The organism is Klebsiella sp. KPN54798 (assembly GCF_021184225.1).
In the GTDB taxonomy this organism is placed as follows: Bacteria; Pseudomonadota; Gammaproteobacteria; order Enterobacterales; family Enterobacteriaceae; genus Klebsiella; species Klebsiella pneumoniae.
On the sequence record NZ_CP089234.1, the window covers coordinates 3,604,900 to 3,628,473 of the forward strand.

Here is a 23,574-nt window from a genome sequence, read left to right on the forward strand (position 1 = left end):
TGGATTCCTGGTTATTTAATACAGTATATTTCCCATGTAGTCTGTATGGAAGTTGATGGTTACCTTTGGTTAACCCATACTTCGAGACTCGAATATTATCTTGAGAACAGCATGCAACCCTGAGTAAATTTACTCCCCAGTGCCAGTCACTGGGTTTTTTTTGCTATTTTTCAGAATATCTTCCAGCCAGTCGGCGCCTCTCATGGTCTATTTTTTCTGGGTGGGATGAAAAAGATGTATATCCGATCGATAAAAACAACAGTTCATCCCTGTAAAAATATAATTCTTTCACTGACTTTCTATTTATTAATATTAACCTGTGTTCCTCAGATGATTGCGATGCAATAATCAGCATCAAATTATACCCTCAGGCGACATTGAGATTTTAACCGAGACGGAGAGGGAGCGTTTTTATAGATGCATGCATGATTTAAAGCTTTAATTATCAATAAGATACACCATATTCACGCCCTTTCCTTCGTAGCGTAACACCCTATAGATATTACTCCTGTAAAATAGTAAAAACACTTTCCGGGCCCTGTAACCCAGGAGTGCCCCTGGCTGAAGGGAGTAAGCATAAAAACCTTTAATAACAGCCAAATAAAAAAGCTTGCCGGATTTTTAACTTTATCCCAACATGATCGCCGATCGCGCTGCAACGGCAGTGAAACAAACTCAGGAGCGAAAATTATTACACTGTGGGGACGTAATAACTCGACCAACGTGAAGAAAGTACGCTGGGTGCTGGAGGAGCTGGATCTGCCTTATCAGCAGATCCTCGCCGGGCTGGAGTTTGGTCTCAATCATGACCCGGAATATCTGGCGATGAACCCGAACGGGCTGGTGCCGTTGTTAAAGGACGATGCCACCGGGGTGGTATTGTGGGAATCAAATACGATTATTCGCTACCTGGCGGCCCAGTATGGCGTTGACCGTCTGTGGCTGGCCGCGCCGGCGCAGCGCGCGCAAGGGGAAAAGTGGATGGATTGGTCCAACGGCACCCTCTCACCCGCCCATCGCCCGGTATTAATGGGCCTGGTGAGAACGCCACCGGAGCAGCGCGACCCGGCGGCCATCGCCGCGGGGATCAGCGCCTGCGAAGCGCTGTTCGCCATGCTGGATGACGAACTGGCCAAAATGCCGTGGCTCTCCGGCGAGCAGTTCGGCCTTGGCGATATTGCCGTCGCTCCCTTCGTCTACAATCTGTTGTCGATCCTCGACAGCTGGCAACCGCGGCCCCATCTGCAGCGCTGGTATCAGCAGATTAGCCAACGTCCTGCCTGGCGCGAAGTAGTGCAGATCCCGGTGACCTGAGGCTAAGCCTCGGGACTCAACCGCAATAGCTCGCCGTTAGACTCGTCGGTTAAAACGTACAGATAGCCGTCGGGTCCCACGCGAACATCGCGGATGCGTTTTCCGCGCGCCTCCAGTAATCTCCCCTCCTCGCGGACCTGATTACCGTCCACCGCCAGGACAATCAGCGATGTCTCCTTCAGCGCGCCGATAAACAGCTTATGCTGCCACTGGGGAAAGGTCGGCGCCGAATAAAAGGCCATCCCGCTCACCCCGGGAGAGACCGGCCAGACATACAGGGGAGGTTCGGTCCCCGGAACCGTTTTGCCTTTTGCTTCCGGAATGGGCAGGCCGCTGTAGTTAATACCGTGCGTCGCCAGCGGCCAGCCGTAATTTTTCCCCGCCTGCGGAATATTAATTTCATCTCCGCCGCGCGGGCCATGCTCGTTCAGCCACAGCGCCTCGCTCCAGGGATTCATCGCCATGCCCTGCGGATTACGGATGCCGTAAGCCCAGATCTCCGGCCTGGCGTCAGCCCGGCCGACAAAAGGGTTATCCGGCGGTACACCTCCGGTCTCCGTCAGGCGGACCACTTTCCCCTGCAGCTTGCTGAGATCCTGGGCGGTGGCGCGCTGATTATTTTCGCCCAGCCCGATAAACAAATATCCTTTGCCGTCGAACACCAGCCTGCCGCCAAAATGATTGCCGACGGAGAGCTTCGGCTGCTGGCGAAAGACCACGGTAAAGTTCGTCAGCTGCGTGGCATCCTCGCTCAACCGCCCATAGCCCACCGCGGTGCCCGCCTTACCGCTGGCGTCGCTTTCCGCATAGCTCAGCCACACCCGCCGCGACTGGGCGAAATCCGGGGCCAGCGCCACGTCCAGTAGGCCACCCTGGCCGTTGGCCCATACCTGCGGCACGCCGGCTATCGGCGCCGACAGACCTTTACCCGGCTGCCAGCGCTTGAGCTCGCCGCCGCGCAGGGTGATCAGTATGCCCTGATCGTCAGGCAGAAAGGCCATGCCCCACGGCTGGGCCAGCCGGTTTTGCAATACCTCCACCCGCACCGCGGCCTGGCTCAGGGCTGGTAGCGCTAAGGCGCTCAATATCAACAGCAGTGGGATCGGACGCATGGCATTCTCCTTTCGTCAGCTCTGGGCTAAAGGGTAGCCAGCGGGGAAATTTGCGCGGGGATTTTTACATAACCTTTAACAGGGGAAGCATTCACTTCCCCTGGGTTTCAGCCGATCAGGCATGAGTGATTGGCGCCAATTTATTCAATTTATGAATATTTGAGGTCAATCCTGTCAGACAGCGTTCTAGCTTCTCTACGTTAACAGCGATGTATAGCGGACAATCATGATGCCCGCTCATCAGGCATAGTGCAGCGGCGGCGACCGATTCGCCGGCCAGGCGAAGGACATCCCTCTCCTCCGGTGAAATGGCATTCTGCAGGCGCGGCGCCTGCGCACGCATTTCACGGCAAAGCTCAAACAAGTTATCACGCAGATGGTCATTTTCGCTGACTGACATGTAGCCTTTGGCCTTTCGCAGTTGCAGATAGGCGTCAATATCGATATTGGCGTTAATAAGCTTCTGCAGAAGGTGGCGGTATAGTCTGTCAACGGTCATCACGGTTCCTCCTCTGTCGTCCTTTACCCTTTCCATAATACGGTTATTTTTTGTGCAAAATGATGCGCCAGGTCAATAATCCCCAGTTCTTTAACATCATTTACAATGTGGCAACTTTAACGCATTGTAGGGTGTATAACAAAAACAATGTTATACGATCACAATTAATTTCAAGCTGAAATTAATAAACAGAAAATGGCAATAAGAGACAAAATTAGTGCAGCAATGATCACAATACCTCATATAATCTGTTGCACCATCGTCAATTCGGATGTCATAACAAATAATTAATGTAATACGTATAACATCTCAGGAAAACAGCGAACGCGGCCCGTGGATCGCTGACATTCTCTCTGCCCATTTGCAAGGAACTGAAACATGACGTCCGGTAAAAGAAACTACCTTCTGTTGAGTCTTTTCGATTTCCTCTACCTGTTCGCCTGGTCGTCGACCATGGCTTTCTTCGTTATCTGGACCACCCAGCATCTTGGCATCAGCGCCACGAAGACCGGGCTGCTTTACTCGGTCAACGCCTTTATCGCCCTGCTGATGCAGCCTTTCTTCGGCTTTATCTCTGACAAGTTCGGCCTGAAAAAACGGCTTATCTGGCTGCTGGTCGCCCTGCTCCTGCCGGTGGGCCCCTTCTTTATCTACGTTTACGCGCCGCTGCTGGTGCACAACTTTTGGTTTGGCGCCTTGCTGGGAGGGATCTATCTGGGGATCATCTTTAACTCCGGCTGCGGAGTAATCGACTCTTATATCGATAAGATTTCCCGGCGCTATCAGTTTGAATATGGTCGTGTGCGGATGTGGGGCTCGTTAGGCTGGGCAGCGGCGGCCTGGATTGTGGGTAAATATATCGACAGCAATCCTAATCTGGCCTTCTGGCTCGCCAGCCTCGCCATTGTCATCGCCGCCATCTGCTTTATGCTAACCAAAATTGAATTAACCGACGCCGATGTGGCGCGAAGCGAATCGCTGAAGGTCTCTCATGCCCTTGAGCTGGCGAAGAATGGTCAGTTCTGGATGCTGCTGCTCTTTACCCTGTTCGTCACGCAGATTTACGACACCTACGATCAGCAGTTTGCCCAGTACTTCTCGCTACAGTTCCCGACGCCGGAGGAAGGCAACCGCTGGTACGGGATCCTCGCGTCTATTCAGGTCTGCGGTGAAACCCTGTTCCTCTGCCTGATGCCATGGTTTGTTAACCGGACCGGCGCCAAATGGGCGCTGATCATCGCCGGGCTGATCATGTCGGTACGTATTGTCGGCTCAGCCGTGCCCCTCGGCCCGGTGTGGATTGGTGCGGTGAAAATGATGCATGCTCTGGAGAAGCCGTTGATTCTGGTATCGGTCTTTAAATTCATCGCCGCCAACTTCGACCACAAGCTCTCTTCGACGGTCTATTTGCTGGTGCTGTTCGTCGCCTCGATCGCCACCGCCATTTACTCTCCGCTGGCAGGCTATCTGTACGATACCATTGGCTTCGCCAACACCTATCTGATTCTCGGCAGCGTCGCCGGGCTCTTTACCCTGATCTCTATTTTCACGCTGCAGGATAAGCGCGAGCCGAAAGAACCCGGCGCCACCCCCTCCGCAGCCATTAACCCGGCGCAATAAGTCTCTGCCCGGCAGCCACGCCGGGCTTGAGCCGCCTGCGCGCATGGCTTGTCAGAAGCGTGTCCCGCCCCTCTGCTCCGGGGCGTGTGGGATCCGCTCTGGCGGTGGGGGGCGTAAAAGACAGGTCGGGGGCGCTTTTTCACCATTAACCGCGACGGAGCTATACTCTTTTTCGCAAAGATCTGTAGAATTCCTGCCCTGACCATTCCAATAATTGAACACTTTTTAAGCTATGAGCAATGTCACGCATCAGCCGAAAATCGGCTTCGTCTCCCTGGGCTGCCCGAAAAACCTCGTGGACTCAGAGCGTATCCTGACCGAACTGCGCACCGAAGGTTATGACGTCGTACCGACCTACGACAACGCCGATATGGTGATCGTTAACACCTGCGGCTTTATTGATAGCGCTGTGCAGGAATCGCTGGAAGCGATCGGCGAAGCGTTGAAAGAGAACGGCAAGGTAATCGTCACCGGCTGTCTCGGCGCGAAAGAGGATCAGATCCGCGAAGTGCATCCGAAGGTGCTGGAGATCACCGGTCCGCACAGCTATGAGCAGGTGCTGGAGCATGTCCACCATTATACGCCGAAGCCGAAGCACAACCCGTTCCTGAGCCTGGTGCCGGAACAGGGGGTTAAGCTGACGCCGCGCCACTACGCCTACTTAAAAATTTCTGAAGGCTGCAACCATCGCTGCACCTTCTGCATCATCCCGTCCATGCGTGGCGATCTGGTGAGCCGTCCGATTGGCGAAGTGCTGGCCGAAGCCAAACGCCTCGCTGACGCCGGCGTGAAAGAGCTGCTGGTGATTTCGCAGGACACCTCCGCCTACGGCGTCGACGTCAAGCACCGCACCGGCTTCCACAACGGTATGCCGGTGAAGACCAGCATGGTCAGTCTGTGCGAAGAGCTGGCGAAGCTCGGCATCTGGGTACGCCTGCACTATGTCTACCCGTACCCGCACGTTGACGATGTGATCCCGCTGATGGCGGAAGGCAAGATTCTGCCGTACCTCGATATTCCGCTGCAGCACGCCAGCCCGCGTATTCTGAAGCTGATGAAGCGTCCTGGTTCTGCGGACCGTCAGCTGGCGCGCATTAAGCAGTGGCGTGAAATTTGCCCGGATCTGACCCTGCGCTCCACTTTTATTGTGGGCTTCCCGGGCGAAACGGAAGAAGATTTCCAGATGCTGCTCGACTTCCTGAAAGAGGCGCGTCTCGACCGCGTCGGCTGCTTCAAGTACAGCCCGGTTGAAGGCGCTACCGCCAACGAGCTGGCGGACCAGGTGCCGGAAGAGGTGAAAGAAGAGCGCTGGAACCGCTTTATGCAGCTGCAGCAGCAGATCTCTGCCGAGCGTCTGCAGGAGAAAGTGGGGCGCGAAATCCTGGTGCTGGTAGATGAAGTTGATGAAGAAGGCGCCATTGGCCGCAGCATGGCCGACGCTCCGGAAATCGACGGCGCGGTGTACCTGAACGGCGAAACCCGCGTTAAGCCGGGCGACGTGGTGCGGGTGAAAGTCGAGCACGCCGACGAATACGACCTGTGGGGTACCCGGGTCTAGTCCAGCTTCCCGGATAGCGGCTTAGCGCATTCCCCAGCCTACGGGGTCCTCCCGTAGGCTCACCCCCCATGTCCGCGCAAGCGCAGCGCCACGGGCAAGCATTGATTACCTTCCAGGCAGCCCTGTTGCGCCGTTATTTTGCTGCGCCATAAGAGACATAACGCAGACGATTAACCGGGAGCGCAAACTACGCAGAAGCCACAGATAACATAAAGGACTTTCCAGCGATGCTTCGCCTCACCCTGGCCCGCTCCCGGGAGGAGAGGGAACCGTCCGGCGGTCGTTTCCGCCTCACACCGCTCCCTGCGCCATGAGAGACCTAACGCAGAAAATTAACCGGAAGCGCAATGTGCGCTGAAGCCGCAGGTAACATAAAGGACTCCCGGCGGAGCTTTCCCTCACCCTACCCCTTTAACTTCGGATCCAGCGCATCGCGCAGGCCATCTCCCAGCAGATTAAACGCCAGCACGGTCACGAAAATCGCCACCGCCGGAAAGAGCGCCACGTGCGGAGACATCACCATATCCGCCCGCGCTTCGTTGAGCATCGCGCCCCACTCCGGGGTGGGCGGCTGCGCGCCGAGGCCGAGAAACGACAGACTGGCCGCCGAAATAATCGATACCCCAATGCGCATGGTGAAATAAACCACGATCGATGACACCGTCCCCGGCAGAATATGGTTGAACAGAATGGTGGCATCGCTGGCGCCGATGCTGCGCGCCGATTCAATAAAGGTCTGCTGCTTCAGAACCAGCGTATTGCCGCGCACCAGACGAGCAAACGCCGGGATCGAGAAGATCGCCACGGCGATGATCACGTTGGCCATCCCGCTGCCCATGACGGCGACCACCGCGATCGCCAGCAGGATCCCCGGAAAGGCGAACAACACGTCGCAAAGTCGCATAATGAGCCGGTCCCACCAGCCCTCATAGTAGCCAGCCAGCAGCCCAAGCACCGTGCCGATGGCCGCGCCAATCAGCACCGCCAGTACCCCGGCGGCCAGCGAGATCTGCGCCCCGACCAGCACCCGGCTGAAAATATCCCGTCCCAGGGAGTCGACTCCAAACCAGTGCACCAGCGAAGGTCCCTCGTTCAGACGGTCGTAGTCGAAATAATTTTCCGCATCGTACGGCGCTATCCATGGGGCAACGATGGCTACCGCAATCAGCAACAGCACGAAAATACCAGCGCCCATCGCCACCGGCTGGCGACGAAAGCGCCGCCAGAACTCATGCCAGGGGGTATGGATCTCGCCGGGTCTGATGCCCGGCATGGCGTTCAGCGCCGCCTGCCTTCTCCAGTTAAGCAATCGCACCTTACTTATACCTGATAGCCGGGTTTATGGCCGCGTACAGCACATCCACCACTAAATTGATAAGAATAAACTCCAGCGAAAAGAGCAGCACTTCCGCCTGAATCACCGGGTAATCGCGCATCTCCACCGAATCGACCAGCAAGCGCCCAAGCCCCGGCCAGTTAAACACCTTCTCCACAACGATCGACCCGCCGAGCAGAAAGCCGAACTGCAGCCCCATCATGGTCACCACCGGGATCATCGCATTGCGCAGACCATGCTTGAGCACCACCCGCGTTTCGCTCACCCCCTTCGCCCGGGCGGTACGCATATAGTCTTCATGCAGCACATCGACGAATGACGCGCGGGTAAAGCGCGCCATGACCGCCGCCACCGCCGCGCCAAGGGTCAACGACGGCAAAATATAGTGCCGCCAGCTGTCGGCCCCCACCGTCGGCAGCCAGCCCAGCTCAACCGAAAACACCTGCATCAGCAGCATACCAAGGGCAAAAGCCGGAAACGAAATACCGCTCACCGCCAGCGCCATTCCCAGACGGTCGGGCCAGCGATTGCGCCACACCGCGGCCGCAATCCCCGCCGCCATCCCGAACAGTACCGCCCAGCTCATGCTGGCCAGCGTCAGCCACAGCGTGGGCATAAAGCGACTGGCAATCTCACTGGCAACGGGACGCCGCGAGGCCATGGAAATGCCAAAATCGCCGCGCAGCACGTTGGTGATGTAGTGCCAGAACTGGACATGCAGCGGCTGGTCAAGCCCCAGCTGCTGGCGCACCATCGCCACCACCTGGGCATCGGCCTCAGGTCCGGCAATCAGCCGCGCCGGGTCACCGGGCAGCATATGGACGAACAGAAACACCAGCACCGCGACGATAAGCAGAGTAGGGATCAGGCCCAGCAGGCGCTTAATCACATAATTCAGCATCGCTCCCTCCCATTCCGGGAGAGAGGACGCATGAAGATGAACATGATCACGGCGTCAGGTCCGCCTGTTCGAAGCTAAAGCCGGTATCCGGCTGGATATAGAAACCGGTGAGGTTCTTGCTGTGGGCGGAGACCAGTTTCTCGACCACCAGCGGCACCCACGGCGACTCTTTCCAGATAATATCCTGCGCCTCTTTATAGAGTTTGGTTTTCTGTTGCGGATCGGTGGTTTTCAGCGCCTCGCTCAGCGCGTTATCCACCTGCGGGTTGCTGTAAAACGCGGTATTAAACAGCGTCGGCGGCCAGTTTTGCGAGGCGAACAGCGGCGACAGCGCCCAGTCGGCTTCACCGGTGGAGGCGGACCAGCCGGTATAGAACATCCGTACCCCGCTCTCTTTCTGCCCTTTACCTTCCACTTCCGCCGCCCGCTGACCAGCGTCCATCGCCGTCACCTGCGCCTTAATCCCCACCTGCGCCAGCTGCTGCTGGGTGAACTGCAGTACTTTCTGCGCGGTGCTGTGATTATGTGATGACCACAGCGTGGTGCTGAAACCGTTAGGGTAGCCCGCCTCTTTCAGCAGCTGGCGCGCTTTCGCCGGATCGTATGGCCAGGCGGGGTAGGTCTGGGCATAGGCGATCGACGGCGGCACCACTCCGGTCGCCGGGGTGGCGTAGCCGGCGAACGCTACCTTCACCAGCGCCTGACGGTTAATCGCATAGTTGATGGCTTCCCGTACCTTCGGATTATCGAACGGCTTCTGCGTCACGTTCATGCTGATGTAGCGCTGCATGATCGACGGGCTGGCCACCAGCTCCAGTTTGCTGTTTTTCGCCAGCAGCGGCGCCTGTTCGTAAGGGATCGGGAAGGCGAACTGCGCCTCGCCGGTCTGCAGCATCGCCGCCCGGGTATTGTTATCCACCACCGGACGCCAGGTGATAGAATCCAGCTTTGGCAGCCCCGGCTGCCAGTACCCATCGAACTTGCTGACCTTCACAAAATCCGTCTGGTTCCAGGTGTCGAGCTTATACGGCCCGGTGCCCACCGGGTGGAAGCCGATATCCTTACCATATTTTTTCAGCGCCGCCGGCGAAATCATCGCTGTCGCCGGATGGGCGAGAATGTTAATAAACGCCGAGAAGGGCTGCTTCAGGGTAATTTTGACCGTAGTCGGATCGACCGCCTCGGTACTGGCAATATTTTTATACAGGTTATAGCGCTTGAGATGGTTATCCGGGTTACTCGCGCGATCGAGGTTAGCCTTTACCGCCTCGGCGTTAAAGTCAGTGCCATCCTGGAATTTCACCCCGCTGTGCAGCTTAACTGTGTACACCAGGCCGTCCGGTGACACGGTATAGCTCTCAGCAAGAACGTTTTGCAGCTTCATCTCTTTATCAAGGCCGAACAGGCCTTGATAAAAGGACTTCGCCACCGCCTGCGACAGGGTATCGTTGGCATCATAGGGGTCGAGGGTCGTGAAGTTAGACCCGACCGCCACCACCACATCTTTGGCGGCAAAGGCGGGAGCGCTCGCCAGGGCTGCCGCGATACTCAGCGCCAGCCACCATTTGCGTGAAACAGGTTGTGTCATCGTGTTCTCCTGAAAAGATGCGTTATGTGTTGTTATGTTCTGCCCAGCACATCGGCGGATTCGCGGGCGACGAAGTGGCCCGGCCCGACCTGCTGCAACGGCACGCTGGCGATCTCCTCGCCCCGCTTATAAATATTGCCCGGGACGTCATCAGACAGCAGAACCCGCTGCGGATGACGGTGGCCCGGATCGGCCACCGGTACGGCGGCCATGAGCTTACGGGTATAGGGGTGCTGCGGGTTTTCAAACACCGCGCGGCGCGGGCCTATTTCGACAATGCGACCGCGATACATCACCGCCACGCGGTGGCTGATGCGCTCCACCACCGCCATATCATGGGAAATAAACAGAAACGCGATGCCCATCTCGCGCTGCAGGTCGAGCATCAGATTGATAATCTGCGCCCGAATGGAGACATCCAGGGCCGACACCGACTCGTCGGCTATCACCACCTTCGGATTCAGCGCCAGCGCGCGGGCAATGCAGATCCGCTGCCGCTGGCCGCCGGAAAAGGCATGGGGATAGCGCCAGGCATGCTCCGGCTGCAACCCCACGCGCTTCAGCAGCCAGGCGACCCGCTCACGCGCTGCTTCCCCACGCAGCAGGCCATGCACCCGCAGCGGCTCCATAATCGAATCGCCGACCGTCTGACGCGGATCAAGCGAGGCGTAAGGATCCTGAAAAATAAACTGAATATTGCGCCGCAGAGCCTGCAGCTTGCCGCCGGCGAGGGTATCGATCCGCTGACCGTCGAAGGTAATGGTGCCTCCCTGGGTCTCTACCAGCCTCAGCAGCGCCCGGCCGGTGGTCGACTTGCCGCAGCCGGACTCGCCCACCAGCGACAGGGTCTCTCCCGGCCAGAGATCAAAACTGACCTTCTCCACCGCATGCACTTCGCGCGTCACGCGATTGAGCAGCCCGCCGCGCACCGGAAAACGGGCCACCAGGTCACGCACCTGCAGGATCGGCTCGCCGGCGACTACCGTATCGGGCGTTTCGCTCTCCGCCAGCGGCTGGCCCGGCAGCGGAAAACGGCGCGGCAGATCCTGGCCACGCATCTCCCCCAGCCGCGGGACCGCCGCCAGCAGCGACTGTGTATACGGGTGCTGCGGCGAACGAAAGATCTCCTCAACGCTGCCGGTCTCTACCGCCTCACCGCGATACATCACCAGCACCCGATCGGCGATATCGGCCACGACGCCCATATCGTGGGTGATAAAGATCACCCCCATCGCCATCTCCTTTTGCAGGACGGCAATGAGTTGCAGAATTTGCGCCTGGATGGTGACATCCAGCGCCGTGGTTGGCTCATCGGCTATCAACACCGCCGGCCGACAGGAGAGCGCCATGGCGATCATCACCCTCTGGCGCATGCCGCCGGAGAGCTGGTGCGGATAGCGCGAGAGCATCTCTTCCGCCTGGGGAATACGCACCTGATCGAGCATCTTTTTCGCCGCGCGCAGCGCCTCTTCGCGCCCCAGCCCCTGGTGCAGGCGCAGGGATTCGGCAATCTGCTCGCCGATGGTAAAAACCGGATTCAGCGAGGTCATCGGCTCCTGAAAAATCATGGCCAGATCCGCGCCGCGCACCCGGCGCATCTCAGCGTCCGTTTGCTCATTGAGCGCGATCACCTGCCGGTTACGCCGCCGCAACCACAGCCCCTCGCTGTTCACCTCGCTGCTGGCCGCGTCTAGCAGACGCATCAGCGCCAGCGCGGTCACCGATTTTCCCGAACCGGACTCACCCACTATCGCCAGCGTCTCGCCGCGGCGCAGGCTGAAGGAAAGCTGACGCACGGCCTGCACCTCCGGCGCATCCTGCTGGCGGAACGCCACGTTCAGGTTGCGCACCACCAGCACTTCGCAGGTATCGGTTTCGTGAGTTTGCGACACTCGCCCTCTCCCTTGTTCTATTCGCGATAAATGCCAATGGTCGGCGTATCGCCGGCATAGCACCAGGCCCGGTACATGCCTTCACTGTTAAACGGTAAAACGACGTTGCCTTCGCGATCGACGGCTATCAGCCCACCGCTGCCGCCGAGAGCCGGCAGTTTCTCCATCACCACCCGCTCGCAGGCGGAATAGAGACTGAGCTGCCCATACTCCATCAGGGCGGCGATATCGTAGGCCGCCAGGGTGCGCATAAAGACTTCGCCGGTGCCGGTACAGGAGACCGCCACGCTGGCATTATTGGCATAACACCCCGCGCCCGGCAGCGGGCTGTCGCCGACGCGTCCGGGCAGTTTGTTGGTCATGCCGCCGGTGGAGGTCGCCGCCGCCAGATTGCCGGCCAGATCGAGCGCCACCGCGCCGACGGTGCCCATTTTCTGGCGTTCGTCGAGGGGAGCGGCGTGGTGGTCGAGGATAATCTCCCCGCCCGCTTTCGCCTCCTGCAGCTGCAGCAGCCTTTCAGGAGTGGAAAACAGATCGTTATCCACGCGCGCCATCCCGTGGGAGATGGCAAAATTTTCCGCCCCCTCGCCGATCAGTAGTACGTGCGGACTCTTCTCCAGCACCAGACGCGCCGCCAGCACCGGATTACGCAAATGTTTGACCCCGGCTACCGCGCCCGCCTGCAGGCTGTAGCCGTCCATTACGCAGGCGTCCAGCTCGTGGGTTTGATCGCGGGTAAATACCGCGCCCATTCCGGCGTTGAACAACGGACACTCCTCCAGCAGCCGAACGGCCTCGGTCACGGCATCCAGCGCGCTGGCGCCCGCGGCCAACATTTTCTGCCCGCTTTCGACGATAGTCGACAGCGCCGCCACATACTCTCGCTCCCGCTCCGGCGTCATTTGCGCGCGAGAAATCGCCCCTGCGCCGCCGTGAATTGCTATAACCGCCTTGCCCATTTCGCCAGTCCTTAACGATGAAGTGGATCGCCCCTGCCCTGTCGTACCGCGGCGCGGCGCCGGTCACGTCATGAATAAGGGTATTGATATCATTATATTGCTGAATGTCTTATACAATTTTTGAATATAGAAAGAGCGGCGGGCGATGTAAAGCCTCGTACCCAGGTGGCATACAGCCCGCGCCGCTTTTCTGCCATAATAGGCGTTTTCGCTGTTTTGCCCGCAGGAGTGACCCATGGATTTTACCGCCGGACTGATGCCGCTCGACACAGCCCTCGCCCAGATGCTCGATCGTATTACGCCGCTGAACGCGACGGAAACTGTACCGCTGTTGCAGGCCTTCTCGCGTGTGACCGCCCATGACATCGTCTCTCCGCTGGATGTGCCCGGCTTTGATAACGCGGCGATGGATGGCTATGCCGTCCGGCTGAACGACCTTCGCGACGGCGCGGCGCTGCCGGTCGCTGGTAAGGCCTTCGCCGGCCAGCCGTTCAACGACGCCTGGCCGTCGGGCACCTGTATCCGCATCATGACCGGCGCGCCGGTGCCGGAAGGCTGCGATGCGGTGGTGATGCAGGAAGAGACTGAACAGACCGAGGCCGGCGTGCGCTTTATCGCGCCGGTAAAAGCCGGGCAGCATATTCGCCGCCGCGGAGAAGATATTGCCCACGGCGCGGTGGTCTTCCCGGCGGGGATACCCCTGACGGTGGCCGAGCTGCCGGTGCTGGCCTCGCTGGGCATTGCCGAGGTCGAGGTGGTGCGCAAGGTACGCGTCGCGGTCTTCTCAACCGGCGATGAGCTGCAGCTGCCGGGTCAACCGCTCGGCGACGGCCAGATTTACGATACCAACCGCCTGGCAGTGCACCTGATGCTGCAGCAGTTGGGCTACGAGGTCATTAACCTCGGCATTATTCCTGACGACCCGGCGAAGCTGCGCGACGCCTTTATCGCCGCCGACCAGCAGGCCGATGTGGTCATTAGCTCAGGCGGCGTCTCGGTGGGTGAAGCCGATTACACCAAAACTATCCTCGAAGAGCTGGGGGAGATCGGATTCTGGAAGCTGGCGATTAAGCCGGGGAAACCCTTCGCCTTCGGCAAGCTCAGCAGCAGCTGGTTCTGCGGCCTGCCGGGTAACCCGGTGTCTGCCACCGTCACCTTCTGTCAGCTGGTGCAACCCCTGCTGGCGAAACTCTCGGGCAAGCACGGCCCGCTTCAGGCGCCCCGCCTGCGGGTCCGCGCCGCCACGCGCCTGAAAAAGTCGCCTGGCCGCCTCGATTTTCAGCGCGGTATTCTGCAGCGTAACCCGGACGGCGAACTGGTGGTGAACACCACCGGCCATCAGGGCTCGCACATTTTCAGCTCCTTCAGCCTCGGCAACTGCTTTATCGTGCTGGAGCGTGAGCGCGGCCATGTTGAAGCAGGTGAATGGGTCGAGGTCGAACCCTTCAGTCACCTGTTTGGGGGGCTGTAATGACCGTTGAGCTGAGCGATGAAGAGATGCTGCGCTATAACCGGCAGATCGTCTTGCGCGGTTTTGATTTTGACGGCCAGGAGCGGTTAAAAGCCGCTCGCGTGCTGGTGGTCGGCCTCGGCGGGCTCGGCTGCGCCGCCGCGCAGTATCTGGCCGCCGCCGGGGTCGGGCAGCTCACCCTGCTCGATTTCGACACTGTCTCGCTCTCCAACCTGCAGCGCCAGACGCTGCACAGCGACGCCACCCTCGGCCAGCCGAAGGTGGATTCCGCCCGCGAGGCGCTGGCGCGCATTAACCCGCACGTCCGTCTGGTCCCGCTCAATGCCTTGCTGGATGAGGCGGCGCTGGCAGCGCAGATTGCCGATCACGATCTGGTGCTCGACTGCACCGACAACGTCGCCATTCGCAACCAGCTTAACGTCGGCTGCTTTCAGCACAAAACCCCACAGGTCTCCGGAGCGGCGATCCGTATGGAGGGGCAAATCAGCGTCTTTACCTATCAGGATGGCGAACCCTGCTACCGCTGCCTGAGCCGTCTGTTCGGCGAAAATGCCCTCACCTGCGTCGAAGCCGGGGTAATGGCCCCGCTGGTGGGCACCATCGGTTCGCTGCAGGCGATGGAGGCGATTAAGCTGCTGAGCGGCTACGGCACCCCTGCCAGCGGAAAAATCGTCATCTACGATGCCATGACCTGCCAGTTTCGCGAAATGAGGCTGATGCGTCACCCGCAGTGCGAGGTATGCGGCTCGCACTGACCCTCACACCGGCGACGAGAGTCGCCGGTGGTTTTGTGACCGCTCTCGTTATTTTCTCCTCTCTGACTTATCCCCATCCCGCTTGTTGATTTGCGTCAACATAACTTTCATTCGAAAGTGTTTTTATATTCATACGCAAACAAGAGGATAAGCCATGATCTTCAACATCCAGCGCTATTCCACCCATGACGGCCCAGGGATCCGCACCGTCGTCTTCCTGAAAGGCTGCTCGCTGGGCTGCCGCTGGTGTCAGAACCCGGAGAGCCGCGCCCGTAGCGAAGATCTGCTGTATGACTCGCGGCTGTGCCTGGCCGGCTGCGAGCTGTGCCAGCAGGCGGCGCCGGCGGTTATCACCCGCACCCTCGATGGCCTGATCATTCACCGGCAAAACGTTAACGACAGCCATATCGCCGCGCTGCGCGACTGCTGCCCCACCACCGCGCTCACGGTGTGCGGCGAGGAGAAGAGCGTCGAGGAGATCATGGCGACGGTGCTGCGTGATAAACCATTCTACGATCGCAGCGGCGGCGGCATCACTCTTTCCGGCGGCGAACCCTTTATGAACCCAACGCTGGCGCAAGCGCTGTTCGAAGCCAGTCATCAGGCAGGCATTCACACCGCCGTGGAAACCTGCCTGCACGTGCCGTGGAAATACATTGAACCGTCTTTACCCTTTGTCGACCTGTTTCTCGCCGATCTGAAGCACGTTGACGAGGCCGTTTTTCAGCAGTGGACCGACGGCAGCGCCCGCCGGGTGCTGGATAACCTGCAGCGTCTGGCGCAGGCGGGGAAAAAAATGATTATTCGCGTGCCGCTGATCCAGGGATTCAACGCCAGCGAAGCCGACATTGCCGCGATCACCGATTTTGCCGCCGATCGCCTGCAGGTCAGCGAGATCCATTACCTGCCGTACCACACGCTGGGAATGAACAAATACCAGTTACTCAGTCAGCCCTACACCGCACCGGACAAACCGCTGGACGCTCCTGAGCTGCTCGTCTTCGCGCAGGATTATGCGCAAAGCAAGGGGCTAACGGCGATATTACGAGGATAACCCTATGACTACCCTGAAGCTCAACACCCTCAGCGCCCGTATCCAGGCCCATAAAATGGCGCTGGTGCATATCGTCAAGCCGCCGGTCTGTACCGAGCGCGCCCGCCACTATACGGAGATGTATCAGCGGCATCTCGATAAACCGATCCCGGTGCGCCGCGCGCTGGCGCTGGCTCACCACCTGGCGGAGCGCACCATCTGGATCAAGCACGATGAGCTGATCGTCGGTAACCAGGCCAGCGAAGTGCGCGCCGCGCCTATTTTCCCGGAATACACCGTCAGCTGGATTGAGAAAGAGATCGACGATCTCGCCGACCGCCCCGGCGCCGGCTTCTCGGTCAGCGAGGAGAATAAACGCGTATTGCATGAAGTGTGCCCATGGTGGCGCGGCCAGACCGTACAAGACCGCTGCTACGGTATGTTCACCGATGAGCAAAAGGCGCTGCTCGCCACCGGCATTATTAAGGCGGAAGGCAATATGACCTCCGGGGATGCTCACCTCGCGGTCAACTACCCCTTGCTGCTGGAGAAAGGCCTCGACGGGATGCGTGCGAAAGTCGCCGAACGCCGCTCGCGTATCAATTTGACAGTACTGGAAGACCTGCACGGCGAGCAGTTCCTGAAAGCGATTGATATCGTGCTGGAAGCGGTCAGCGATCACAGCAAACGCTTCGCCGCGCTGGCGCGCGAGATGGCGACAGCAGAATCCCGCGAATCACGCCGCCACGAACTGCTGACGATTGCCGAAAACTGCGACGTCATCGCCCATGAGCCGCCGAAAACCTTCTGGCAGGCGCTGCAGCTGTGCTACTTCATTCAGCTTATCCTGCAGATTGAATCCAATGGCCATTCGGTATCCTTCGGCCGTATGGACCAGTACCTCTACCCGTACTACCGCCGCGACGTTGAGTTGCAACAGTCGCTGGATCGCGAACAGGCCATTGAGCTGCTGCACAGCTGCTGGCTGAAGCTGCTGGAGGTCAATAAGATCCGTTCCGGCTCGCACTCCAAAGCCTCTGCCGGCAGCCCGCTATACCAGAACGTCACCATCGGCGGCCAGAATCTGGTGGATGGTAAGCCGCAGGACGCGGTCAACCCGCTGTCCTATGCGATCCTGGAATCCTGCGGTCGCCTGCGTTCTACCCAGCCGAACCTCAGCGTGCGCTACCACGCCGGGATGAGCAACGACTTCCTCGACGCCTGCGTCCAGGTGATCCGCTGCGGTTTCGGCATGCCGGCGTTTAACAACGATGAAATCGTCATCCCGGAATTCATTAAGCTGGGCATTGAGCCGCAGGACGCCTACGATTACGCGGCTATCGGCTGTATCGAAACCGCGGTCGGCGGTAAGTGGGGCTACCGCTGTACCGGCATGAGCTTTATTAACTTCGCGCGGGTGATGCTGGCGACGCTGGAAGGCGGCCGCGATGCCACCAGCGGTCAGGTGTTCCTGCCGCAGGAGCACGCCCTGTCGAAAGGCAACTTCGCTAACTTCGATCAGGTGCTGGCAGACTGGGACCGCCAGATTCGTTACTACACCCGTAAATCCATCGAGATTGAGTACGTGGTCGATACCATGCTGGAAGAGAACGTCCACGATATTCTCTGCTCGGCGCTAGTCGATGACTGCATCGAACGGGCGAAAAGCATTAAGCAAGGCGGCGCGAAGTATGACTGGGTTTCCGGCCTGCAGGTGGGTATCGCCAACCTCGGCAACAGCCTCGCGGCGGTGAAAAAACTGGTCTTCGATCAGGGCGCCATCGGCCAGCAGGAGCTGGCGAAGGCGCTGGCGGAAGATTTCGACGGTCTGACCCACGAGCAGCTGCGCCAGCGGTTGATCAACGGCGCGCCGAAGTATGGTAACGATGATGACAGCGTCGACGAGTTGCTGGCGCGGGCCTACCAGACCTATATCGACGAGCTGAAGCAGTATCACAACCCGCGCTATGGCCGCGGCCCGATTGGCGGCAATTATTACGCTGGCACCTCCTCTATTTCCGCTAACGTCCCGTTCGGCGCGCAGACCATGGCGACGCCGGATGGCCGTAAAGCGCATACCCCGCTGGCGGAGGGGGCCAGCCCGGCCTCCGGTACCGATCATCTGGGGCCGACGGCGGTTATCAGTTCGGTGGGCAAGCTGCCGACCGGGGCGATCCTCGGCGGCGTGCTGCTTAATCAGAAGCTGAATCCGTCAACGCTGGAGAACGAGTCCGATAAGCAGAAGCTGATGGTGCTGCTGCGCACTTTCTTCGAGGTGCACAAAGGCTGGCATATCCAGTACAACATCGTGTCGCGCGACACGCTGCTGGAAGCCAAGAAACATCCTGACCAGTACCGCGATTTAGTGGTCCGCGTCGCTGGATACTCGGCGTTCTTCACCGCCCTGTCGCCGGATACCCAGGACGATATCATCGCCCGTACCGAACATACGCTGTAATCCTTCGTGCCCGCTGGCGCTATGCTTAGCGGGCCAACCCTGTTCTGCAGGCCGGAAAAGACATGCCCTTCCGGCATTTTCTGAATGCCTGAACTTTCATTCGAAATAAATTTGTGCTCCCCATCACATTGTAATTAGAATGTTACTGGTCGAAGTTAAGCCAGGAGCATCCCCTTATGACCGTTAAAGTTATCGTCACCGATATGGACGGAACTTTTCTCAATGACGCCAAAACCTACGATCGCTCACGGTTTCTGGCGCAATTCGCCCAGTTGCAGCAGCGCGGCATTGAATTTGTTGTCGCCAGCGGCAACCAGTACTATCAGTTGATCTCCTTCTTCCCGGAGATCCGCGAGCAGATTTCGTTCGTCGCAGAAAACGGCGCTCTGGTTTATGAACATGACACGCAGCTGTTCCACGGCGAACTGACCCGCCACGAATCACAAGTGGTGATTGGCGAATTGCTCAAAGATCCGCAGCTCAACTTTGTCGCCTGCGGCCTGCAGAGCGCCTACGTCAGCGATAAAGCTCCGGACGCCTTTGTTGAGCTGATGTCGAAGCACTACCATCGCCTACAGCGGGTGAGCGACTATCACGCCATCGACGATACGCTGTTTAAATTCTCTCTCAACCTGCCGGACAGCGAGATCCCACAGCTGATTGATAAACTGCACGTGTCGCTCGACGGCATCATGAAGCCGGTCACCAGCGGCTTTGGCTTTGTCGATTTGATTATCCCTGGCCTGCATAAAGCCAACGGCATCAGCCGTTTGCTCAAGCGCTGGGATCTTTCGCCGCAGCAATGCGTCGCCATCGGCGACAGCGGCAACGACGCCGAAATGCTGAAGCTGGTGAAATACGCTTTCGCCATGGGTAACGCTGCCGACAGCATCAAGGCCATCGCCGGCTACGCTACCGACGATAATAACCATGACGGCGCGCTGAACGTTATCCAGGCCGTCCTCGATAACACCCCGCCCTTCAACGCCTGACCCTTCGCCGGGGCATCGCGCCCCGGTTTTCCATTTTGTGCGCCGCAGCAAGATTTTAAACTTGCATTAACTCCATTTTAACTTAAATTAACGTTTGTAAGATTTGATACTTTCGAATGAAAGATACAGCGAGGTTATTATGGCTGCTCTCCCGACCCACGAAACACTTCCCGCCGATCACAAAGCGGCGATTCGCCAGATGAAACAGGCCCTGCGGGCGCAAATTGGCGACGTCCAGGCGGTGTTCGATAAGCTCTCAGCGCGCATCAGCGAGCGGCTGCAGGAGATTGAGACACTGAAAGCCGCAGGCCAGGAGGTCTGGCCAACCGTTCCGTTCCGCGATATCGCCGAAGGAACAGTGAGCGATGAGCAGCGCGCGGCCATTAAGCGCCGGGGCTGCGCGGTGATTAAAGGCCACTTCCCACGCGAACAGGCGCTGGCGTGGGATACCGCGATGCTGGAATATCTGGATCGCAACCATTTCGACGATGTTTACAAAGGGCCTGGCGACAGCTTCTTCGGTTCGCTGGAGGCTTCGCGCCCGGAGATCTACCCGATCTACTGGTCGCCCTCGCAAATGCAGGCGCGGCAGAGCGATGAAATGGCGGCAGTGCAATCTTTTCTCAACCGCCTGTGGCGTTTTGAACAGAATGGCAAACGCTGGTTCGATCCGGACGTCAGCGTGATCTATCCCGACCGCATCCGCCGCCGCCCGCCGGGAACCACTTCGAAGGGGCTGGGGGCGCATACCGATTCCGGCGCGCTGGAGCGCTGGCTGCTTCCCGCCTATCAGCAGGTTTTCGCCAACGTTTTTAATGGCAATATCGACGCCTACGACCCGTGGGACGCCGCGCACCGTACCGAAGTGGAAGAGTATACCGTCGACAACACCACCAAATGCTCGGTGTTCCGTACCTTCCAGGGCTGGACCGCGCTGTCGGACATGATCCCGGGTCAGGGGCTGCTGCACGTGGTGCCGATCCCGGAGGCGATGGCTTATGTGCTGCTGCGCCCCCTGCTCGACGATGTGCCGGAAGATGAGCTGTGCGGCGTCGCGCCGGGCAGAGTGCTGCCGATCTCTGAGCAGTGGCACCCGCTCTTAATTAAAGCGTTAAGCTCGATTCCAGCGCTGAATGCCGGGGACTCCGTCTGGTGGCACTGCGACATCATTCACTCGGTGGCACCGGTGGAAAATCAGCAGGGCTGGGGAAATGTGATGTACATTCCGGCCGCGCCGATGTGCGAGAAGAACCTCGCCTACGCGCAGAAAGTAAAAATCGCCCTGGAAAAAGGCGCCTCGCCGGGGGATTTCCCGCGCGAGGACTATGAAGCCAGCTGGCAGGGGCGCTTCACCCTGGAGGATCTGAATATCCACGGCAAACGGGCGCTGGGTATGCCGGTCTAATCGTCATACAGCCCCTGCGGCTCGACGGCGGTATGGCCTTTGCCCGGCCGGATCCGCCGTACCGAATCGCGTACCACCAGCGTGCCATGCAGCAGTAGCGAGCCGTGCGGCGCCTCCGGGCGCAGCAGGCGCTGCTGCAGGAGATGCACCGCCTCGCTGCCCAGCTCATCCCGCGGCACATGCACCGCGGTCAGCGGCACCTCCTGAATCGCCGCCAGATTAAATCCGTCAATGCTCATCACCGAGACATCCTGCGGCACCCGCAGGCCACGCTTTTGCAATGCGCTGACGGTGCCGGCGGCCATAAAATCGCCGCCCACCAGGAAGGCGGTGGGCAACGGCCTGCCCTGTAAGCCGTCAAGCCAGGCGCCCACCTGCTCTTCCGTCTCTCTGGCGCTAAAGTTGGCGACGCTGATAAGATCCCGGCTGGCGGTAAAGCGCAGATTACGCGCGCGCCACGCCTCCTGAATCCCCCCCAGCCGCAGCTCCATGGTATAGCGGCGCAGGCACATCACGTTCATCACCGCCCGATGCCCCATATCAAACAGATAGCGGGCCGCGCACTGGCCGATCAGCCGATGATCGGGAGCGATGGACGGCAGCCGCATCCCTTCATCCCGACAGTTGATCAATACGCAGGGTTTGCCCAGATCCGCCGCCAGGCCATGAATATGCGGATCGTCGATCCCCAGCAGCACCGCGGCCTGGGTCTCAGGTTCATTCATGCGGGCAAGAAACAGGTTGGCGTCGCTGTCGTTCTCATCCAGCGCGCAGTAGCGCAGGCGCACTTCATGCGCCGCCAGCGCGTTATTGATACTCTGGATCACCCGGTAGTAGAAGATATCCGATCGCTCATCGAATGCGCGCTGCGGGGCAAACACCAGCAGATGATTGAGCAGCAGACGCCCGGCGGCCAACCCCTGCATGACACCCAGCTCGCGGGCGCAGTCCAGCACCGCCCGGCGCGCCTTGTCGCTGGTATTCGCTTTCCCGGCCAGGACGCGTGAAACGGTGCTGGGCGATAGCCCGGTGCGGGCGGCAATTTCGGCGACGCGCAGCTTTTTATCCATTTTGTGATCCAGCTCCGATTGAAAAATGAAAGAATTTTCATAATCGCCAAAGCACACGTTACAAGCAAATTCCGCTGTCAAATATGCGATCTCGCTCATTTCATGAAAAAACTTGCATAAATAGCGCTTTGCCAGACGATTTTTCTGCCCTAGCCTGAATTGGTCCAACATCTCCCATACTAGTTATACCAATGATGCTGAGATAAAAAATAGACTATTCAAATAGTTAATAAATCTACGTGACCACTCAGGGAGTGAGACCGTCACTTTCCCCCTACAAACGTCTTGTGGAGTGTGCTATGAGTCAAGGCCTCAACAATGATATCGCCGTCAGCAAAACGCGCCGGGTAGTGAAAAACCTGCGCTGGTGGGTGCTGGTCCTGTTTTTACTTGGCGTTACCGTCAACTACATCACACGCAACTCGCTGGGAATTATCGCGCCGGAACTGAAAGCGACCCTCGGCATTACTACCGAACAATACTCGTGGATCGTCGGCGCGTTTCAGCTGGCTTACACGATTTTCCAGCCGCTGTGCGGCTGGCTTATCGACGTCATCGGCCTGAAGCTTGGCTTTATGATCTGCGCCACCCTGTGGGCGCTGGCCTGTATCGCCCACGCCGGGGCCGGTAGCTGGCTGCACCTGGCTATTTTGCGCTTCTTTATGGGTGGGGCCGAGGCGGCCGCTACTCCGGCCAACGCCAAAACCATCGGCGAATGGTTTCCGAAATCTGAACGCCCGATTGCCGCCGGCTGGGCTGGCGTTGGGTTCTCCATCGGCGCGATGCTGGCCCCGCCGATCATCTACTTCGCCCACGCCTCCTTCGGCTGGCAAGGGGCGTTTATGTTTACCGGCGCGCTGGCGCTACTGTGGGTAGTACTATGGTGGGCCTTCTATCAGACCCGGAAAAGCACCCCAATCTCAGCAAAAGCGAGCTGGAGTACATCAAACAGGATAACGAAGCCCGCCGGTAAAACAGCCCTTCTTTACCGCGCTCAAAACCGTCTCGAAAAATAAACGTTTCTACGGGATCGCCATTCCCGCCTTTATGGCCGAGCCCGCCTGGGCGGTGCTGAGTTTCTGGGTGCCGCTGTACCTGGCGAAAGAGCACGGCATGGATTTGAAGCAGATCGCCATGTTTGCCTGGCTGCCGTTTCTCGCCGCCGATCTCGGCAGCGTGGTCAGCGGCTACCTCACCCGCCTGTATGTTCGCTGGTTCGGCTGTACGCGAGTGAACTCGGTGATCGCCAGCTCGGTAACCGGCGCGTTCCTGATGCTCTCCCTGGCCCTCGTCGCCATCACCCGCGATCCCTATATCACCATCATCCTGATCTCCATTGGCGGCTTCGGCCATCAGATCATCTCCTGCATGCTCAGCGCGCTGGTGGTGGAGTCTTTCGACAAGGGACAAATGGCGACGGTCAACGGTATGCGCGGCTCCGCAGCGTGGATCGCCAGCTTCTTGTTCTCGTTATTAATCGGGGTGACCGCCGACAAAATCGGCTTCAACCCGCTATTTATCGCCATGGGTTTCTTTGACCTGATTGGCGCCGTTTTCCTGGTGGCATTTATTGCTGAACGTCGCGCCAAGCGCGCCTGAGAGTGGATGTAA

17 protein-coding genes and 1 pseudogene are annotated in these 23,574 nt (G+C 58.9%); 10 read left to right on the plus strand and 8 right to left on the minus strand.

The features are described from left to right. The first annotated feature begins 687 nt into the window (after positions 1-687). Positions 688-1,314 (plus strand): glutathione S-transferase family protein, encoded by a 627-nt coding sequence (locus LPQ25_RS17410; RefSeq protein ID WP_009485545.1) that lies wholly within the window; start codon positions 688-690, stop codon positions 1,312-1,314. Between the two features lie 2 nt (positions 1,315-1,316). On the opposite strand, the gene LPQ25_RS17415 is transcribed toward LPQ25_RS17410, so the two are convergent. Then, positions 1,317-2,426, minus strand: a complete 1,110-nt coding sequence (locus LPQ25_RS17415) for a PQQ-dependent sugar dehydrogenase (RefSeq protein ID WP_004141981.1) — start codon at positions 2,424-2,426, stop codon at positions 1,317-1,319. 115 nt (positions 2,427-2,541) lie between these two features. Then, positions 2,542-2,925, minus strand: a complete 384-nt coding sequence (gene bssR, locus LPQ25_RS17420) for a biofilm formation regulator BssR (protein WP_004151712.1) — start codon at positions 2,923-2,925, stop codon at positions 2,542-2,544. Between the two features lie 378 nt (positions 2,926-3,303). Here bssR and LPQ25_RS17425 point away from each other — a divergent pair, with 378 nt between their 5' ends. Then, positions 3,304-4,545, plus strand: coding sequence for an oligosaccharide MFS transporter (locus LPQ25_RS17425; RefSeq protein WP_012737706.1), 1,242 nt, complete (start codon positions 3,304-3,306; stop codon positions 4,543-4,545). A gap of 232 nt (positions 4,546-4,777) precedes the next feature. Further along, positions 4,778-6,103: a 30S ribosomal protein S12 methylthiotransferase RimO gene (gene rimO, locus LPQ25_RS17430; RefSeq protein ID WP_004141985.1), complete on the plus strand. Its 1,326-nt coding sequence runs from the start codon at positions 4,778-4,780 to the stop codon at positions 6,101-6,103. Positions 6,104-6,506: 403 nt separating this feature from the next. Here the strand turns inward: rimO and gsiD are convergent, their stop codons facing one another. From gsiD to iaaA, 5 genes are read right to left on the minus strand one after another with little or no spacing between them, the layout of a single operon-like run. Next, positions 6,507-7,418 carry a glutathione ABC transporter permease GsiD gene (gene gsiD, locus LPQ25_RS17435; protein WP_004147729.1) on the minus strand — a complete coding sequence of 304 codons (912 nt, stop codon included), beginning with the start codon at positions 7,416-7,418 and terminating at the stop codon, positions 6,507-6,509. A 1-nt stretch (position 7,419) separates the two neighbouring features. Next, positions 7,420-8,340 carry a glutathione ABC transporter permease GsiC gene (gene gsiC, locus LPQ25_RS17440; RefSeq protein WP_002892997.1) on the minus strand — a complete coding sequence of 307 codons (921 nt, stop codon included), beginning with the start codon at positions 8,338-8,340 and terminating at the stop codon, positions 7,420-7,422. 46 nt (positions 8,341-8,386) lie between these two features. Beyond that, positions 8,387-9,928, minus strand: a complete 1,542-nt coding sequence (gene gsiB / locus LPQ25_RS17445; protein ID WP_012737705.1) for a glutathione ABC transporter substrate-binding protein GsiB — start codon at positions 9,926-9,928, stop codon at positions 8,387-8,389. Positions 9,929-9,960: 32 nt separating this feature from the next. After that, complete coding sequence (gsiA, locus tag LPQ25_RS17450) at positions 9,961-11,820, minus strand: glutathione ABC transporter ATP-binding protein GsiA (RefSeq protein ID WP_004151710.1); 1,860 nt, start codon at positions 11,818-11,820, stop codon at positions 9,961-9,963. Positions 11,821-11,837: 17 nt separating this feature from the next. Beyond that, positions 11,838-12,779 (minus strand): beta-aspartyl-peptidase, encoded by a 942-nt coding sequence (gene iaaA / locus LPQ25_RS17455; protein ID WP_004147725.1) that lies wholly within the window; start codon positions 12,777-12,779, stop codon positions 11,838-11,840. A gap of 235 nt (positions 12,780-13,014) precedes the next feature. Here iaaA and moeA point away from each other — a divergent pair, with 235 nt between their 5' ends. The 6 genes from moeA (at position 13,015) to LPQ25_RS17485 (ending at position 20,893) form a co-directional block, all read left to right on the plus strand. Further along, a complete protein-coding gene (gene moeA, locus LPQ25_RS17460; protein ID WP_012737704.1) occupies positions 13,015-14,250 on the plus strand; it encodes a molybdopterin molybdotransferase MoeA in 1,236 nt (411 codons plus the stop codon). After that, on the plus strand, positions 14,250-15,005 hold the full coding sequence (moeB, locus tag LPQ25_RS17465; RefSeq protein ID WP_014907906.1) for a molybdopterin-synthase adenylyltransferase MoeB: 756 nt from the start codon (positions 14,250-14,252) through the stop codon (positions 15,003-15,005). Before moeA ends, moeB begins: the two co-directional genes overlap by 1 nt. 154 nt (positions 15,006-15,159) lie before the next feature. Further along, complete coding sequence (locus tag LPQ25_RS17470; RefSeq protein WP_012068487.1) at positions 15,160-16,059, plus strand: glycyl-radical enzyme activating protein; 900 nt, start codon at positions 15,160-15,162, stop codon at positions 16,057-16,059. 4 nt (positions 16,060-16,063) lie between these two features. Continuing rightward, entirely contained in the window at positions 16,064-18,496 is a 2,433-nt protein-coding gene (locus LPQ25_RS17475) for a formate C-acetyltransferase/glycerol dehydratase family glycyl radical enzyme (RefSeq protein WP_004893251.1), read from the plus strand. A gap of 176 nt (positions 18,497-18,672) precedes the next feature. Beyond that, the gene (locus LPQ25_RS17480; RefSeq protein ID WP_012737702.1) at positions 18,673-19,488 is read left to right on the plus strand and encodes a Cof-type HAD-IIB family hydrolase; all 816 of its coding nucleotides are present in this window, start codon (positions 18,673-18,675) and stop codon (positions 19,486-19,488) included. 139 nt (positions 19,489-19,627) lie between these two features. Beyond that, complete coding sequence (locus tag LPQ25_RS17485) at positions 19,628-20,893, plus strand: DUF1479 domain-containing protein (protein ID WP_004176744.1); 1,266 nt, start codon at positions 19,628-19,630, stop codon at positions 20,891-20,893. Here LPQ25_RS17485 and LPQ25_RS17490 read toward each other — a convergent pair. Continuing rightward, positions 20,890-22,020 carry a LacI family DNA-binding transcriptional regulator gene (locus LPQ25_RS17490; protein ID WP_004219745.1) on the minus strand — a complete coding sequence of 377 codons (1,131 nt, stop codon included), beginning with the start codon at positions 22,018-22,020 and terminating at the stop codon, positions 20,890-20,892. The genes LPQ25_RS17485 and LPQ25_RS17490 overlap by 4 nt on opposite strands. Before the next feature lie 242 nt (positions 22,021-22,262). On the opposite strand from LPQ25_RS17490, the pseudogene LPQ25_RS17495 reads away from it, so the two are divergent. Continuing rightward, positions 22,263-23,562 (plus strand): annotated as a pseudogene (locus LPQ25_RS17495) (MFS transporter). Positions 23,563-23,574 lie beyond the last annotated feature (12 nt).

Bases quoted from the DNA above. Each gene is read 5' to 3' on its own strand.
- LPQ25_RS17415 (WP_004141981.1), bottom strand. From the start codon at position 2,426: ATGCGTCCGATCCCACTGCTGTTGATATTGAGCGCCTTAGCGCTACCA.
- bssR (WP_004151712.1), bottom strand. From the start codon at position 2,925: ATGACCGTTGACAGACTATACCGCCACCTTCTGCAGAAGCTTATTAAC.
- LPQ25_RS17425 (WP_012737706.1), top strand. From the start codon at position 3,304: ATGACGTCCGGTAAAAGAAACTACCTTCTGTTGAGTCTTTTCGATTTC.
- rimO (WP_004141985.1), top strand. From the start codon at position 4,778: ATGAGCAATGTCACGCATCAGCCGAAAATCGGCTTCGTCTCCCTGGGC.
- gsiC (WP_002892997.1), bottom strand. From the start codon at position 8,340: ATGCTGAATTATGTGATTAAGCGCCTGCTGGGCCTGATCCCTACTCTG.
- gsiB (WP_012737705.1), bottom strand. From the start codon at position 9,928: ATGACACAACCTGTTTCACGCAAATGGTGGCTGGCGCTGAGTATCGCG.
- iaaA (WP_004147725.1), bottom strand. From the start codon at position 12,779: ATGGGCAAGGCGGTTATAGCAATTCACGGCGGCGCAGGGGCGATTTCT.
- moeA (WP_012737704.1), top strand. From the start codon at position 13,015: ATGGATTTTACCGCCGGACTGATGCCGCTCGACACAGCCCTCGCCCAG.
- moeB (WP_014907906.1), top strand. From the start codon at position 14,250: ATGACCGTTGAGCTGAGCGATGAAGAGATGCTGCGCTATAACCGGCAG.
- LPQ25_RS17470 (WP_012068487.1), top strand. From the start codon at position 15,160: ATGATCTTCAACATCCAGCGCTATTCCACCCATGACGGCCCAGGGATC.
- LPQ25_RS17475 (WP_004893251.1), top strand. From the start codon at position 16,064: ATGACTACCCTGAAGCTCAACACCCTCAGCGCCCGTATCCAGGCCCAT.
- LPQ25_RS17480 (WP_012737702.1), top strand. From the start codon at position 18,673: ATGACCGTTAAAGTTATCGTCACCGATATGGACGGAACTTTTCTCAAT.
- LPQ25_RS17485 (WP_004176744.1), top strand. From the start codon at position 19,628: ATGGCTGCTCTCCCGACCCACGAAACACTTCCCGCCGATCACAAAGCG.